Annotated in this window: 15 protein-coding genes; 8 read left to right on the forward strand and 7 right to left on the reverse strand. The window is 59.2% G+C overall.

What is annotated here, in order from left to right; translation table 11 throughout:
* The 3 genes from ACR0AC_RS13240 to ACR0AC_RS13250 are packed head-to-tail and all read left to right on the forward strand — an operon-like array spanning position 1 to position 2,791.
* Entirely contained in the window at positions 1–816 is an 816-nt protein-coding gene (locus ACR0AC_RS13240; protein ID WP_170453730.1) for an ABC transporter ATP-binding protein, read from the forward strand.
* 5 nt (positions 817–821) lie between these two features.
* Positions 822–2,138, forward strand: coding sequence for an MlaD family protein (locus tag ACR0AC_RS13245; RefSeq protein WP_170522967.1), 1,317 nt, complete (start codon positions 822–824; stop codon positions 2,136–2,138).
* Entirely contained in the window at positions 2,135–2,791 is a 657-nt protein-coding gene (locus tag ACR0AC_RS13250; protein ID WP_170453728.1) for an ABC-type transport auxiliary lipoprotein family protein, read from the forward strand. Before ACR0AC_RS13245 ends, ACR0AC_RS13250 begins: the two co-directional genes overlap by 4 nt.
* A 5-nt stretch (positions 2,792–2,796) precedes the next feature.
* Here the strand turns inward: ACR0AC_RS13250 and ACR0AC_RS13255 are convergent, their stop codons facing one another.
* Positions 2,797–4,377: an FMN-binding glutamate synthase family protein gene (locus ACR0AC_RS13255; protein ID WP_480873985.1), complete on the reverse strand. Its 1,581-nt coding sequence runs from the start codon at positions 4,375–4,377 to the stop codon at positions 2,797–2,799.
* Positions 4,378–4,597: 220 nt separating this feature from the next.
* Between ACR0AC_RS13255 and ACR0AC_RS13260 the strand changes: the two genes are divergently transcribed.
* Complete coding sequence (locus ACR0AC_RS13260; RefSeq protein ID WP_480873988.1) at positions 4,598–5,011, forward strand: fluoride efflux transporter FluC; 414 nt, start codon at positions 4,598–4,600, stop codon at positions 5,009–5,011.
* A complete protein-coding gene (crcB, locus tag ACR0AC_RS13265; protein WP_170736202.1) occupies positions 5,008–5,370 on the forward strand; it encodes a fluoride efflux transporter CrcB in 363 nt (120 codons plus the stop codon). The genes ACR0AC_RS13260 and crcB overlap by 4 nt, the downstream gene beginning before the upstream one ends.
* Here the strand turns inward: crcB and ACR0AC_RS13270 are convergent.
* Genes ACR0AC_RS13270 through ACR0AC_RS13295 form a run of 6 tightly spaced genes read right to left on the reverse strand, consistent with a single transcriptional unit; the run spans position 5,367 to position 11,872 of the window.
* Positions 5,367–6,890, reverse strand: coding sequence for a DHA2 family efflux MFS transporter permease subunit (locus ACR0AC_RS13270; protein WP_480781158.1), 1,524 nt, complete (start codon positions 6,888–6,890; stop codon positions 5,367–5,369). The genes crcB and ACR0AC_RS13270 overlap by 4 nt on opposite strands.
* On the reverse strand, positions 6,887–7,864 hold the full coding sequence (locus ACR0AC_RS13275) for an HlyD family secretion protein (protein ID WP_170522980.1): 978 nt from the start codon (positions 7,862–7,864) through the stop codon (positions 6,887–6,889). The genes ACR0AC_RS13270 and ACR0AC_RS13275 overlap by 4 nt, the downstream gene beginning before the upstream one ends.
* 13 nt (positions 7,865–7,877) lie before the next feature.
* Positions 7,878–8,204, reverse strand: coding sequence for a cytochrome o ubiquinol oxidase subunit IV (locus ACR0AC_RS13280; RefSeq protein WP_480584532.1), 327 nt, complete (start codon positions 8,202–8,204; stop codon positions 7,878–7,880).
* Positions 8,197–8,829, reverse strand: a complete 633-nt coding sequence (locus tag ACR0AC_RS13285; protein WP_170453723.1) for a cytochrome c oxidase subunit 3 — start codon at positions 8,827–8,829, stop codon at positions 8,197–8,199. Before ACR0AC_RS13285 ends, ACR0AC_RS13280 begins: the two co-directional genes overlap by 8 nt.
* Positions 8,826–10,913, reverse strand: coding sequence for a cbb3-type cytochrome c oxidase subunit I (locus tag ACR0AC_RS13290; protein WP_480873993.1), 2,088 nt, complete (start codon positions 10,911–10,913; stop codon positions 8,826–8,828). The genes ACR0AC_RS13285 and ACR0AC_RS13290 overlap by 4 nt, the downstream gene beginning before the upstream one ends.
* Positions 10,910–11,872 carry a cytochrome ubiquinol oxidase subunit II gene (locus ACR0AC_RS13295; protein ID WP_170522986.1) on the reverse strand — a complete coding sequence of 321 codons (963 nt, stop codon included), beginning with the start codon at positions 11,870–11,872 and terminating at the stop codon, positions 10,910–10,912. The genes ACR0AC_RS13290 and ACR0AC_RS13295 overlap by 4 nt, the downstream gene beginning before the upstream one ends.
* A 192-nt stretch (positions 11,873–12,064) precedes the next feature.
* Between ACR0AC_RS13295 and ACR0AC_RS13300 the strand changes: the two genes are divergently transcribed.
* The 3 genes from ACR0AC_RS13300 (at position 12,065) to ACR0AC_RS13310 (ending at position 15,908) form a co-directional block, all read left to right on the forward strand.
* A complete protein-coding gene (locus ACR0AC_RS13300) occupies positions 12,065–13,294 on the forward strand; it encodes a lytic murein transglycosylase (protein ID WP_480873996.1) in 1,230 nt (409 codons plus the stop codon).
* Between the two features lie 211 nt (positions 13,295–13,505).
* Positions 13,506–14,399, forward strand: coding sequence for a UTP--glucose-1-phosphate uridylyltransferase GalU (gene galU / locus ACR0AC_RS13305; RefSeq protein ID WP_170453719.1), 894 nt, complete (start codon positions 13,506–13,508; stop codon positions 14,397–14,399).
* Positions 14,400–14,471: 72 nt separating this feature from the next.
* Complete coding sequence (locus tag ACR0AC_RS13310) at positions 14,472–15,908, forward strand: mannose-1-phosphate guanylyltransferase/mannose-6-phosphate isomerase (protein ID WP_480873999.1); 1,437 nt, start codon at positions 14,472–14,474, stop codon at positions 15,906–15,908.
* Positions 15,909–16,037: the final 129 nt, after the last annotated feature.

Genomic DNA, 16,037 nt, shown 5'->3' on the forward strand with positions numbered 1-16,037 from the left:
ATGGACGGCACCGTGCAGCATCAGACTACCCCGGTGGACGCACAGCGCGAGGCGGTGATCCGTGTGCGCGGGCTGCGCAATCAGTTCGGGCCGCAAGTGGTACATGACGACCTGAATCTGGATGTCTGGCGGGGTGAGGTTCTGGGCATCGTTGGCGGCTCGGGCACCGGTAAATCGGTACTGTTGCGCACAATTGTGGGGCTCAATACACCTGCAGCGGGCAGTATCGAGGTTCTGGGCGTCGATGTTCTGAACGGCCCCGAAGAAGATCGCCGCCGCATTGAACGCCACTGGGGTGTCGCCTTTCAGGATGGCGCGCTGTTTTCTTCGCTGACTGTGCTGCAAAACGTCATGGCCCCGCTGCGCGAACATACCGGTATCAGCGAACGGTTGATGGAGTCGCTGGGCGCATTGAAAATCAGCCTGGTCGGACTGCCCCAGCTGAGCTGTGGCAAGTTCCCGTCGGAACTGTCGGGCGGTATGCGCAAACGGGCCGCGCTGGCGCGGGCGCTGTCGCTGGACCCCGAGATCGTGTTTCTGGACGAACCCACCGCCGGGTTGGATCCCATCGGTGCGGCTGCTTATGATGCCCTGATCCGCGAGTTGCAGCAGGCGCTGGGACTGACCGTCTTTATGGTCACGCACGATCTGGACAGCCTTTATGCCATCTGCGACCGGGTTGCCGTGCTTGCAGAAAAGCGCGTGCTGGTCGAAGGTCCGATTGAAGAGATGACCAAGGTCGATCATCCTTGGGTGCAGGAATACTTCACAGGCCCCCGCGCCCGCGCGGCGCAGGACAAAGGGCAGGACAGGTAGAGGCGATGGAAACCCGGGCGAATTACATTCTGATCGGCGCGTTCACCCTTGCGGGCATTCTGGGGGCGTTCGGCTTCTTCCTGTGGCTCGCCAAATTCGAAGTGACCCGCCAATACGCCTATTACGATGTGCTGTTCGACAATGTCTCGGGCCTGTCGGCGGCGGGCGGCGTCAGCTATAATGGCCTGCCGGTCGGGCAGGTGATTTCGTTGAACCTGGATGAGGACGATCCGTCGAAGGTTCGTGTGCGCATCGAGGTGGACGCCGATATTCCGGTCACCGAAGAAACCATTGCCCAGTTGCAATCGCTGGGGGTGACCGGAGTGGGCTATGTCGAGCTAACCGGCGGCTCCACCTCGGCAGCGCGTTTGCCGCAGGACAGCGTGATCAAAAGCAAACGCAGCACCATTCAGTCCCTGTTTGAAGGCGCGCCCAAAGTGCTGGACGAGGCTGTGACCCTGCTGCAGGAACTGAACTCGGTCGTGGATGAGAAGAACCGGAAGGCCGTGTCCGACATTCTGGACAACCTCGCCTCGGCAACCGGTCGGCTGGACAAGACGCTTTCGGATTTCGAATCCGTCTCGGCCAATATCGGCAATGCGGCGCAGGATATCGGGGTCTTCACCAAAAAGCTGGACCCGTTGATAAGCTCCGCTGAATCCACCCTTGAAACCGGAACGGACACATTGAAGTCGATCAAAACCGCTTCCGACACCGCAAAAGAGGCGCTGGATGAGGCCAAGGTGACCCTGACGACGACCAACCGCGTGATCGAACAGGATATCCGCCCGTTCATCGAACGCGGCTCGGATCTGGCCGAGAACCTCACCCGGTTGTCGCAGGAGGCTGGCGCATCCCTGAGCGTGATCACCGAGACCGTTCTGAACGCCAACACGACGCTTGGATCGATCACCTCGACCATGGACTCGGCCAAGGGGGCGCTGGCCTCGGCAGAGCGGGCCTTTGACTCGGCCAATCAGGTGATCGAGACCGACGTCGCCCCGGTGGCGCAGGATATTCGCCGAGCCGCCAATCAGGTGACCGAAACCGTCGCAGGCATTACCGACAAGATCGACAAGATCTCTGACGACGTGCTCAGCGCGTCGAATTCCGCGAAAGAGCTGCTGGGCACTATCGACGGGGTGGTGCAGGACAATCGCCGTCAGGTGTCTGATTTCCTGCGGGTTGGATTACCGCAGTTCATTCGGTTTATTGAAGAATCCCAGCGTCTGGTCATCAGCCTTGATCGCCTGGTCGACAAGGTCGAACGCGACCCGGCACGCTTTTTGCTGGGCACCCAAGCATCGGAGTTCCGTCAATGATAAGGCCCCTTATTCTATCCCTGGTGGCTGTGATACTGGGCGGCTGCGCCGGTTTGGGCACGTTGCAGCAGGCCTCAAAACCGAACGACCTGTATCTTTTGACGCCGAAAAGCACGTTTGCATCCTCGCTGCCGCGTATCCAGAAGCAGATCGTGGTTGAAGAACCCACCGCAACAGCGGCTGTGAACACCGATCAGATCGCGGTGCAACCGACCCCTTTGCAGGTTCAATACCTGCCGCGCGCGCGATGGGTGGATCGGGCACCGCTGATCGTGCAGGCGCTGCTGGTCGAAAGCTATGAGAACTCGGGCAAGGTTGCGGCTGTTGGTCGTTCAACCGTGGGTCTTCGCGCCGATTATGTCATCGCGCCGGACCTGCGCGAATTTCAGGGCATCGTGGTGTCCGAGACCGAAAACGGCAAAACCGTCCGCATCGAAGTCCGTATGAACATCAAGATCATCGATGAATATGAAGACAAGATCATTGCCTCAAGCTCGTTTCAGGAAAACGTAGTGGCCGCCAGCGATCAGACGCCCGATTTGGTCAATGCCTTCGACGTCGCGTTGGGACGAACCATGCGGGACGCGGTGGAATGGAGCGTGCGCCGGATCAATACGCACGCTGCCAATAACCCCCGTTCGACCGTTAACTGACGCCGTCAGAACTGCGCGGCTGACGCGCGCTTCCAATCCGCTGCATATTCGGGCGGAATCGTGTCGGACAGAAACGCACCTTCATCGACCAGCGTGTATAGTTCGGCGTAAGAATACTCCCGCTCGTCCGCTGTACGGCGGCGAATATCAGCGAGCGTCAGTTCGGACACTGTCTGTTTCCCCATCGCGCCCAGCAATTCGCGGAAGCTTTCCAAAGTAGCGTCGTGATAGCGATGCACCCGCTGGCGTTTTTGCGGAACATTCACTGCGCGGCCCCGGATCGGGTCCTGTGTGGCCACGCCCGAGGGGCAGCGATTGGTGTTGCAGTGCAGCGCCTGAATGCAGCCCACCGCAAACATCATCGCGCGCGCGGCGTTACACATATCCGCGCCAAGGGCGAATTTTTCGACCATGTCATAGCCGGTGGCCACTTTGCCCGAGCATATGATCCGGATCTTGTCACGCAGCCCGGCACCGCGCAGGCAGTTGTTCACGAAGATCAACGCCTCGTTCAGCGGCATCCCCAGACGGTTGGTGAATTCAACCGGCGCTGCCCCGGTTCCGCCTTCCGAGCCGTCAATGGTGATGAAATCGGGCAGAATACCGGTTTCCAGCATGGCCTTGCAGATCGCCATAAACTCGGACGGGTTGCCGATGCACAGTTTGAAGCCGATCGGCTTACCGCCCGACATCTCGCGCAGATGCTGCACGAATTCGATCAACCCGGTGGGGCCGTCGAAAGCGGAATGAACGGGGGGTGAAATCACATCCTGATGTTCGGGCACGCCGCGGATCTCGGCGATTTCCTTGTCAACCTTCGCGGCCGGAAGCACCCCGCCATGTGATGGCTTTGCCCCTTGCGAGAGCTTGATTTCAATCGCTTTGACGACGTCTTTCTTGGCTTTCTCCGCGAACTTGTCCTTGTCAAACCCACCTTCGGGCGTGCGACAGCCGAAATAGCCGGTGCCGATCTGCCAGATGATATCGCCACCTTCGGCCAGATGATGCGGTGACAGCCCGCCTTCGCCCGTGTTGTGCGCAAACCCGCCATCCTTCGCCCCGCCGTTCAGGGCCCGGATCGCATTGGCGCTGAGCGCGCCAAAGCTCATGGCCGACACATTCAGGCGCGACGCGTCATAGGGTTTTTCGCATTGCGGCCCGCCCAGCATCACCCTTTCTTCGCTTTCGTGCACATCCTTGGGCGCAAGCGAGTGGTTGGCCCGATGGTAGCCCACAGTCAGGATGTCATATTGGGTACCAAACGCCTGCGTATCGACCTGACCCTTGGCGCGGGAATATACAAGGCTGCGAATGATCCGGTTGTAGGGCCGCCCGCTTTCGTTGGTTTCCACGAAATATTGCCGGATCTCGGGGCTGACAAATTCCAGCATGTACCGAAAATGCCCCAGCACCGGATAGTTGTTCAGCACGTTATGCTTGGTGGTCAGCATGTCATACATCCCGATCACGGCGTACGGGATCAAAATGACCAGCAGCCAGTGCGCCGGTGGCCAGAAAAAGCCCAGGATCGCCACCAAGGGCAGACAGACGAAACTCAGAAAATAATAGAGCCTGCGTACAACCATTCCTGATCTCCTTGGGTGGGTTGTTGGTGGGGGCGGTCTGAACCCATGTGATTTAGACCGAAGGCATTGACGCCAAAGTGAAACATCTTGGCTTTTGATTGCAAGCCCTTAGGTTTCGCGGAAACAAACCGGTCGGGAATGTGAAACCACGTTACAGGTTTGATTGATCCCGCGGTTCGCGCACAGTATGCCGGTCAAGCGACAGCAATAGGCGGGACGGGTGGCGGGACCAAACGGCAAGACTGCGAAACATGGGCGTGTCCTGATGTTCCTGTCAGTATTCGTGGGCGGGGCGCTTGGGTCGCTTCTGCGCGAACTGTTTGCGCTGGACATTCCCGGCGTGCCCATCCTGACCGCAACCTTTGGTATCAACATCTTCGCGTGTTTTGTGCTGGGCTGGCTGTATGCCATCCGGCACCGGGTCCACGCGCATGTTCTGCATCTGGGGGCCGTCGGGTTCTGTGGCGGGCTGTCAACGTTTTCCTCATTCGTGGCAGAACTTGACCGGCTGGCCCAAACCGCGCTTTGGACGGCCCCCGCTGCTGCGGGGCTAGAAATCGCGTTTGGCCTGACGGCGGCCCTTGTGGGTGAGGCATTGGGGCGGCGGTTTCATGCAAAAGGTGGGCGGCAATGACTGACCTGTACCTGCATGCGATGTTCGGCTTGGGCGGCGGGCTTGGTGCGGTTCTGCGCCATTGGCTGGCATTGCGGGTCACCCATGCCCTGCCCCTGTCCACGCTGATCGTGAACGTTCTGGGCAGTCTGCTGCTGGGCCTGTGGATCGGCTATCTGGGCGGTCCGGTCGAGATGGGGGAAGAACAGAAACGCTTGGTTTTCGGCTTTTGCGGCGGGTTCACGACGTTTTCCAGCTTTGCCTATCAAACGTTGGAATTGCGCCGCGAACGAACGCTTGCACTGGCGGCAGGCAATATCATGGTCAGCCTTATTCTGTGCTGGGGGGCCTTGTGGCTGGGGTTGGTGCTAACCCGCTAATGGGCATGTACCTGAGCCGTTGTGCCCGGCTTCGGGGCCCGGCAGAAAAACAACAGCGGCAAGGTCGCCAGCGCCAGCAGCCCCAGATTGTTGAACACGGTCAGGTACGAGATCATCTCGGCCTGTCGCGCGATCTCTTGCCCCAGAATGGCCGCGCCCTGGGCACTGTCCGGTGTCAGCCCCAAGGGCGCCAGATAAGCCTGTGCCGCCGGGTTATAGGGCGTGACGTTCTGGCTCAGCACCGCGGTATTGGTCTGCAATCCCCGCACGACCCAAGTCCCGACCAGTGAAATACCAACCGATGAGCCCAACTGACGGGTGACGTTGAACAGGCCCGAGGCCTCGTCCTGCCGCGCTTTGCTGATGCTTTCGAAGGCCAGAATGGACATCGGGACAAAGACAAGCCCCATACCCAGACCGCTGATGATGCCGGGAATGGCCAGTTCCCAGAATCCTGCATTCAAGTTCAGCATCCCCATCATGAAATTGCTGATTGCGGTCAGCGTCATTCCGACCCCGGCCAGCACACGGGGGTCAAACCGTTTCACCAGCACGGCCCCGGTTGCGACCATGGACACGCCGGCCGCAAGACCACGCGGGATGAACAGGTGGCCGGATTCGATGACCGGATAGTCCAGCAGCGTCTGAACAAAGGTCGGTAAAATGGCGATGCCGCCATAGAGCGACACCGCAAACCCCACGATCACCAGATTACACAGGGCAAAGTTGCGGTCCGCGAAAAGGCGCAGATCAACAACCGGAGTTTTTGCTGTCAGGCAATGTACGATCAACCCCAGCGCGCCCAGAACCGACGCAACAAGCGCAACCTGAATAATGCGCGAGGACAGCCAGTCCTTGGTCTCACCCTGATCCAGAATGAACTGCAGGCACCCGATGCCAAGGGCCAGAAGCGCAAGCCCCTGCCAATCGATCTTCACCTCTTCGGTCTCGTCTTTCGGCAGCTCTCCGGCAAGCAACAGCAGCGCCATGGCCGCAATGGGAAGGTTCACGAAAAAGACCATCCGCCACGAAAAATACTCGGTCAGGATCGCGCCCACCGTTGGGCCCAGAACCGGGGCCACGACCACACCGAGGCCAAATACGGCCATCGCCTCGCCCCGTTTTTCGCGCGGGAAGGCGTCGAACAGAATAGATTGCGACAAGGGGATCAGGAAGGCCCCGAACATGCCTTGCGCCAGTCGGAAGAACACGATGGTCTCAAGGCTCCAGGACAGGCCGCACATGATCGACATGCAGGCAAAGCCGGTCACGGCGGTCAGGATCAAGCGGCGTCGCCCGACCCGGCGCGCGACAAAGCCGGTCAGCGGCATCACCACAACGGCCGAGACGATATAGCTGGTCAGGATCCACGTGGCCTGATCGGTGGTGGCCCCGAACGCGGCTTGAATATGCGGCAGGGCCACGTTGACGATTGTGCTGTCCAGCACTTCCAGAATAGCACTGCAGACCACGGCGACCACGATCACCGGATTGACGTGGCTGCTTGTCACGCCGGTCATTGTGTTGCCGCTGTTGTGTCCACGACCACCTTGCTGCTGCCACCAACCCGCAGGGGTGCATCGGTCGGATCAAGCTCGATCCGAACGGGGAAGCGGCGGGTGACCTTGACCCAGTTGCCGCTGGAATTCTCGGAGGGCAGCAATGAGAATGTATCCCCCGACCCGCGCCCGATCGAGGCGACTTTGCCCGTCAAAGTCACTCCCGGCAGCATGTCGATCTGAACCGTCACCGGCTGACCGGGACGAATGCGCGGCAGCGCGGTTTCCTTGAAATTCGCATCGACCCACCAGTCGGCGGATTCGACGATGGAAAACTGCGGCGCATTGGCAGACACCGACGATCCGGGCCGCAGGGTCAGGTTGGCAATCCAGCCATCGGCGGAAGCAAAGACTTTGGTCCAGGCCAGATTGGCCTTGTCGATTTCCAGCTGGGCGCGTGCTGACAGTATATCGTCCTGCTTCGCCGCCAGCCCGCTTTGCAAGGCCAAAAGGCTGGACTGGCTGCTGGTCAACTGTGCCGAAGCCTGCGCGAAATCCGAGGTTGTCTGATCCAGCGAAGACTGCGCCACATCCCCTGTCGAGAACAGAACTTTGGCGCGTTCCAGCGCCTTTTGCGCTGTGTCATAAGCGGATTGCGCGCTTGCGACCGATGCCTCGGCGGCCGCAATCTGAGTTGCGTATGATTTGGCCTGCTGCTCGGCGCTGTCCAGATTGGCCTTGGACTGATCCACCGACGCCTTGAACTGCGTGTCATCTATGGTGAACAGCAGATCGCCGCTTTTGACCGCTTGGTTTTCGTCAACATGTACCTTGGCCACCTGCCCGGTCACCTGCGGCGCGATGTAGATGATATTCGCGCCGACATAGGCGTCTTGCGTGGACGGATACCTCTCTTCATGTCGCCAGAACAGGAACAGCCCCGCACCAATCGCGGCAAGCATGACAAGAATTGCGACCAGCTTCAGCGACTTCATAACTCAGACCTTCTTACATCGGGTGCACATGCATACGGATCGCCAGATTGCCCAAAATCCAGACTGTGCCCAGGATGATGATCAGCAGAACAAGGGTTGAGAACAGGATCAGATCCAGATCCTCTCGGCTGCTGCGACGGCGGTCGATATGCAGGAAGTAGACAAGTTGGAAAATAAGCTGGGCCAGCCCCAGCAGACCGATGGTCAGATACACTCCGGTCGTTTCGATCCCCCAGCGATAGGCCACGCCGAACATGGCAAACGTCAGCAGCAGTGACCCGCCATAGCCAATCACATAGCGCCGCCGCTCGCGCCGGTGCATTTCAGAGCGTTTATCCATAGGTCAGCCCTCCGAAATAGACGATTGTGATGATGCCGATCCAGATTAGGTCGAGAAAGTGCCAGAACAGCGCCAGCCGCACCACGCGCGAGATCACCAGATCGGTCATGCCCATCACCCGCAACTGGATGCCCAGCACCACCAGCCACACGCAGCCGGCGGCCACGTGAAGGCCATGCAATGGAACAAGACCGTAGAAGGCCGACAGAAACCCACTGCGCTGCGGGATGCCGCCCTTTTCGGCCATGGCGATAAAGTCCCGGATTTCCAGAACGAGGAAGCTGATGCCCAACAGCAGCGTCACGCCGAACCACAGAATAATCCTTGGCCGGGGCAGGTTGTATTTCAGGGCCAGCATTGCCAGCCCAACGGTCAGACTGCTGGTTAACAGGATCATCGTCTGGGCGAAGATGCTGGTCAAATCGAACAACTCATGCGGGCCCGGACCGCCCGCCTGCGCATCGATCATAGTGATGTAGATGGCAAACATCAGACCGAAATAGACCAGATCGCTCATCAAAAAGACCCAGAAGCCGAAGGTTACGACCTCGGACGCCTTGTGGGCGCTGGCGTGGCGGTCGCCGAGGTTGATCCCCGGATAGCTGTGGGTTGGCGCGCGCTTCATGTCACCGCCTCCAAATCCGGGCGGGCGAGGCCGCGGTTTTCCGGCGCGGTCTCATGATCACGGTCCACGGCGGCTTCGCTGTGGACCAGCGCCAACCATGCCTCATGCTCTTTGCGCACCTCTTCGGCTGGAATCGTGATCTCGGTGCTGGTGTCGAAGGTCCAGAGGATGAAGGTCAGGATCATCGCAACAGTCATAAGCGCAGCCAGCCACCAGATCCACCAGACCAAGGCAAACATCCAGATGCCACTGGTCACGCAGAGGATGAAGCCGATACCTGTGTTTCGGGGCATTTCGATGTCTTCATAGGCGTCCGGCGTCGGATAGGCCGCGTTGCGTTCCTTGGCGATGGCAAAGTTATCCCGGTCCGTCACCTGCGGGATGATGGCAAAGTTATAGGGCGGCGGCGGCGCCGGGATCGACCATTCCAGAGTGCGCCCATCCCATGGGTCCCCTACAGGCACGCGGGTCTTATCCCGGTCGCGGATGCTGATCCAAAGCTGGACCAGAACTGAAAACAGAGCCGCCGTTATGACCAGCGCTCCGATAACGGCGACAATCATATAGGGGTGAAAGCTGGGGTCTTCCCAACTGTAGGACCGGCGCGGCATGCCCATCAGGCCGACAAAGTACAGCGGCAGGAAGGTCAGCATGAACCCAATGGTCCAAAGCGCAACAGTCACCCTGCCCCAACCTTCATGCAGGCGGAACCCGAAGGCCTTGGGGAACCAATAATTATAGGCAGCCAGCAAACCGAACAGCACGCCCGGAAGCAGCACATTGTGGAAATGAGCCACCAGAAACAGCGTGTTATGCACCTGATAGTCGACAGTCGGGTTTGCCAGGATCACGCCGCTGAGCCCGCCGATCACAAACAGCATCAGGAAGGACAGCCCATACAACATCGGCACCGAGAACCGGATGCGCCCGCGCCAGAGGGTGGCCATCCAGTCATAAACCTTCACTCCGGTCGGGATCGCAATCAGCATGGTTGCAATGCCAAAGACGGCGTTGATCAGCGCGCTTTGGCCCATGGTAAAGAAGTGATGCAGCCAGACCGTAAAGGACAGTACCGCAATCGACATGGTGGCGATGACCAGCGAGGTGTAGCCATAAAGTCGTTTGGCCGAGAAGGTCGCGAAGATCTCGGAATAGATGCCATAGGCGGGCAGGACCAGCAGATAGACCTCGGGGTGGCCGAACAGCCAGAACAGGTTGGCGTAGTTCATCATGTTGCCGCCAAGGTCATTGGTGAAAAAGTGGAAATCCAGATAACGGTCAGCGGCCAGCAACAGCGCCGCAACACCCAGGGGCGGCATGGCAAAGACGATCAGGATCGAGCTACAGATGATCGTCCAGCAATACATCGGCAGCCGCATAAAGGTCATGCCCGGTGCACGCAGCTTGTAGATCGTGACGGCAAAGTTGATCCCGGTCAGCGTGGTTCCTATCCCAGAGACGACAATGGCCCAGATCCAGTAATCCGGCCCAACGCCGGGATTAAACGCGGCCCCTGTATAGGGCGGATAGGCCGTCCAACCTCCGGTCGAGAAATGGCCCACAACCAGCGACACCATCAGCATCATCCCTGCTGAAACGGTCAGGCCGAGGCTGATCTGATTCATCACCGGGAAGGCCACATCCCGCGCGCCGATCATCAGCGGGACGACATAGTTGGCGATGCCAAAGACAAAGGGCACAGCGACGAAGAAGATCATGATCGTGCCATGGGTGCTGAACAGTTCGGCAAAATGCTCGGCCTCAAGGAAACCCTCGCCCGGCCCTGCGGCCTGTTGCGCGCGCATGACAACGCCTTCCAGCACGCCCCTTGCCAGCATCACGATAGCAAAGACGATATACATGATGCCGATTTTCTTGTGGTCAGCGCTGGTCAGCCAATCGCGCCAGAGTGGACCCCACAGGCGGAACCATGACAGCAGGGCAACCACCGCAACCGCGCCAACGATAACCACCGCTGCGGCGGCATTGGCGACGATCTCATTTGCGTTCGGGTTCTGGATCAGGCCCGTGATGGGCAATGCGTCCCAACTAAGGCGACCGAAAAAGCCGGACTCTGATGTCATTGCCCGACCTCCTGCCCGTAAGCGGTTGTTCCCGGTTGTTGATCCAATGGCAAAGCCTGTCCCGAGTGATAGCGATGCAGGATCGTCTGAAACAGATCGCCATCGTCCAGTCGGAAATACAGCGCGTTTTCAGGCATTTGCGCAGTTCCAAGCGTCGCCTGTACCTCATCCCGATCTGTGCGCATGGCGAGGGTCTGATAGGTCGCCTGATCCAACACGATGCCATTTTGCCGGACGCTTTCGACCCATGTCTCGAATTCGTCAGGCTGCATGGCAAGCGTTTCGAATTTCTGCTTGGTGAAGCCGCGCCCGTTATACTGCGTGTTCTCGCCTTGCATCGTCTCGGGCCGGTCTGCCACCAAATGTAGCTGAGTTGTCATGCCCGGCATCGCATAGATCTGCCCCGCAAGCGCCGGGATCATGAAGGATTGCATCACGGTATCCGTGGTCAGCGTCATGGCGATCTGCTGTTTGACAGGAATGCCCAGTTCGCCCACGCTGGCGATGCCCAGTTCGGGGTAGATGAACAACCATTTCCAATCCAGACCCACAACCTGAACCTGCACGGCGGGCTCATCGCCAAAAGGTGCAGCATAGGGATCCAGCCTGTGGGTCGCCTTCCACAGATAGAAGGACAGGATCGCCACGATCACCACCGGGATACCCCACATCAGCATCTCAAGCCGGGCGGAAAAGTCCCAATTCGGGCTGTAAGCCGCAGTGCCACCCTTTCGGCGGCGATAGCGCAGCGCAATCAGAGGGACCAGCACCAGAACAGGCACAACCGCCACAAGGATCAACACCGTCGCCCGCAACAGGTGTGTTTTCTGAACGGCCGCAATAGGGCCCTGAGGGTCCATGAAACTGTCGCTGGCACCCGCCATCTGGGCCGAGGCAACCAGCATAGCCACCGCGATCAGCGCCAAAACCGACCCGAGGGGCATTCTGATGGTACTCATACCTGCCTGTCCTCTGTGGCCCCCGATTAGCGTCAACTATCGGCAAGTGCAGGACAATTCTCAAGGTTTTTTCGAGAACGCAGAGGATTCGTCTATTGGAAGAGCAGGAATGGATTTATTTGCCCACTTCCTGCATCCTTGACGGCAAGAACTTTGGGTTTAACCAGACAGGCACAGGGCAGCAAACATCCGATGCGTGCATTTCTTTCCATCCTTCTGTTGGTCTTTGCGGCCAGCAGCGCCAATGCGCAGGATCGCGCAGCGGTTGAGCGGCAATTTCAGTCCTGGCTGAACCAAACGATCTGGCCGCAGGCCCGTGCCAAGGGTGTCTCTCGTGACACCATGAACCGCGCCTTTTCAGGGGTTACTCTGAACTGGGACTTGCCCGATCTTGTCCCGCCCGGCAGCAAGGCGAAGACGCCAAAAAAGCAGAAGCAGGCCGAGTTCGGCTCGCCCGGGCGGTATTTCAACGCGGGCTCGGTTCAGGGGGCAACGTCTGTCGGGCGGCAAATGGCGAAACGTCATGCCGCGACCCTTGCAAGGGTTGAGGCGCAGACCGGTGTGCCCGCGCGCATCCTTCTGGCCATCTGGGGCCGGGAAAGCGGATATGGACAGGTCCCGATCCGTCATGACGCCTTTCAGGTGCTGGCCACCAAAGGGTTCATGAGCACACGGGCTGACTATTTCACCGGTGAATTGATCGCCGCATTGCAAATTGCCGAAGCCGGGCATGTCCGGGACATGAAAAGCTCGTGGGCCGGGGCGTTGGGGCAGCCGCAATTCATGCCATCCAGCTTTCTGACCTATGCCGCCGACGGAAATGGCGACGGGCGGGCGGATATCTGGGGTTCTGCCGATGACACGCTGGCCTCGATTGCGAATTATCTGGCCCGGCATGGCTGGGTCACTGGCCGAGACTGGGGGTTCGAGGTGACGGTGCCCAACGCAGTGTCCTGCGCGCTGGAAGGGCCGGATCAGGGGCGGCCCATTCGCGATTGGGCGGCAATGGGCATCACGCGCGTCTCGGGCAAGCCCTTCCCGGCCCATGAACTGGCGGGTGAAGGCTATCTGATGATGCCCGCCGGGCGCAACGGACCTGCCTTTGTGGTGACGCCGAATTTCTACGTGCTGAAAGAGTACAACAAAAGCGACCTCTATGCCCTGTTTGTCGGCCATGTCGGGGACCGGATCCAGTTTGGCGTCGGCGATTTCTCTGGCCGCTGGGGGAAGGTTGGCGGCCTCTACCGCTCGGACATTGCGGCGATGCAACGCGCGCTCGAAGCGCAAGGCCATGACGTCGGCGGGGCGGATGGGCTGCCGGGGTTCAAAACCCGCCGATCAATCGGACGCTGGCAAGAGGCGACAGGCCAAAGCGCGACTTGTTTTCCGGAACAGCGCATGAAAGCCAGCCTGAAAAACTGATCGGGGCATATGCAATGCACAATGGGTAAACTCCGGATGACAAATCCTTCACGTTAACGATTGGATTTTGACTCTGACCCTTCCAAATGGCACGATTTATCCTATTCACGCCCACAAGGACGGGCATCATTGATTGATCTGGTTTCGCAGCCTATGAGGAAATGCCGGACGCGCTGCGACCTTCCGGCCGAATTACGAATTGAGAGGCACTATGACACGTAAGGTCACCAAAGCGATTTTTCCCGTAGCCGGGCTGGGCACCCGATTTCTGCCAGCAACGAAATCGGTTCCAAAGGAAATCATGACCCTGGTTGACCGTCCGCTGGTGCAATATGCCATCGACGAAGCGCGCGCTGCCGGGATTAAGGAATTCATCTTTGTAACCTCGCGCGGGAAGTCGGCGCTTGAGGATTATTTTGACCACAATCTGGTGCTGGAACAGGCGTTAGAGGCCAAAGGCAAACACGATCTGCTGGAAACGCTGAACGCCACCAACATGGAAAGCGGCGCGATTGCCTATATCCGTCAGCACAAGGCGTTGGGGCTTGGCCACGCGGTCTGGTGCGCGCGGCGTCTGATCGGGGATGAACCCTTTGCCGTGATGCTGCCCGACGACGTCATCGCCGCCGACAAACCGTGTTTGCAGCAGATGATCGAAGCCTATGAGGAAACAGGCGGCAACATGGTCGCCGCGATGGAAGTTCCGCATGAACAAACAAGCTCGTACGGGGTTCTGGATGTGGGCGACAATGTGGGCACCGTGGTGCGCACGCGGGGTATGGTTGAGAAACCCAAACCGGATGAGGCACCTTCGAACCTTGCCGTGATCGGGCGCTATGTGCTTGGCCCGTCGGTCCTCTATAACCTGAATTCGATGAAATCCGGCAGCGGTGGCGAGATTCAACTGACCGATGCGATCGCGGAAGACATCCGCAACGGCGTTCCGGTCTTTGGCTACAAGTTCGACGGGCAGCGTTTCGATTGCGGCTCGAAAGCCGGGTTTTTGCAGGCCACAGTGGCGTTTGCGCTGGCCCGCGACGATCTGCGCGGCGATCTGAGCCAATATCTGAATGACATCGTTGCCACGGGGAAAGCGGCCCAATAATCACAGGCCCTTTCCCTTGACTGCAATTAAGGCGATACCGTCGGGTACTTGCAGTTCAAAGGCGTGCGCATCATGAATACTGTCTATCCCGTCATTCTGTGCGGTGGGTCAGGCACCCGACTGTGGCCCCTGTCGCGCAAAAGCTACCCCAAGCAGTTCGTGCCGCTGGTGGGTGAGACGAGCCTGTTGCAGGATTGCGCCCAGCGGATGCGCGGGCCGGACGGCGCGCCGTATGCCAAGCCCTTGATTCTGACCAACGAAGCCTTCCGCTTTGTTGTGCCCGAGCAGTTGGGGGCCGTTGGCATCGACCCCGGCCCGATTCTGATCGAGCCCGAAGGGCGCAACACTGCGCCTGCGGTTCTGGCGGCTGCGTTGTATCTGGCCAACAGCGATCCAGAGGCGATCATGCTTGTCGCTCCGTCTGATCACGTGGTCCCAGACAAATCCGCCTTTCATGCCGCCGTGGCGCAAGGCGTGAACGCGATTTCTGACCGCGGGGATCTGGTGACATTCGGCATCACGCCGGACCGGCCTGAAACGGGCTACGGCTACTTGAAGCTGAGCCAGACGCCTGACACATCCGGCGCGGCCGTGCCGCTGGATCGGTTTGTAGAAAAGCCGGATTTGGACAATGCCAAGGCCATGCTGGCCGATGGCAGCTATCTGTGGAATTCAGGGATTTTCCTGTTCGCCGTGCGCGACATCGTTGCTGCGTTCGAAGAACACGCACCGGGATTGATCGCCCCCGTCAAACAAGCTGTCGAGCAAGCAAAAACCGATCTGGGCTTTCTGCGGCTGGATGCCGGAGAATGGGCGCAGGCTGACGACATTTCGATCGACTATGCGGTGATGGAAAAGGCCCAAAACCTCAGCGTTGTCCCATATGCCGCTGGCTGGTCCGATGTGGGAAGCTGGACCGCCGTGCACGAATTGAGCCAACCCGACGCAGACGGCGTGGCCACGACCGGAGAGGTCACGACCATCGATTGCCACAACGTCTTAATCCGCTCGGAATCCCCGGCGCAAGAGGTGGTGGCCATGGGTCTTGAAAACATCATCACCGTCGCCATGCCCGATGCGGTTCTGGTCGCCAGCATGGACCGGGCTCAGGACGTCAAACAGGCGGTCAGCGCTTTGAAGGCCAAGGGCGCCAGTCAGGCGGAATCTCTGCCCGTCGATCACCGTCCGTGGGGGTGGTTTGAAAGCCTTGTGGTCGATGACCGGTTTCAGGTCAAACGCATCCACGTCAATCCCGGCGCAGCGCTGAGCCTGCAATCCCATCACCACCGGTCCGAACACTGGATTGTCGTCAAGGGCACGGCCAAGGTCACCATCGACGATGAGGTCCGCCTGGTGTCGGAAAACCAGTCGGTCTACATTCCGTTGGGCGCGGTTCACAGGATGGAAAACCCCGGCAAGGTTCCGATGGTTTTGATCGAAGTTCAGACCGGCAGCTATCTGGGCGAGGATGACATCATCCGGTACGAAGATATCTACGCGCGCAGCTAACTGCGTCTGAAAGGTGGGTTCACAGAATCACCCACCCGGAACACCCTTGGCGAATGCCTGAACAGATCAGCGCTCAGTCAAGGTTTGTCCCCAAATTGGAAACCACCTGTTAGCGGCGGGTAAATCGGG

The sequence above is a fragment of the Ruegeria sp. H7 genome, assembly GCF_056532945.1.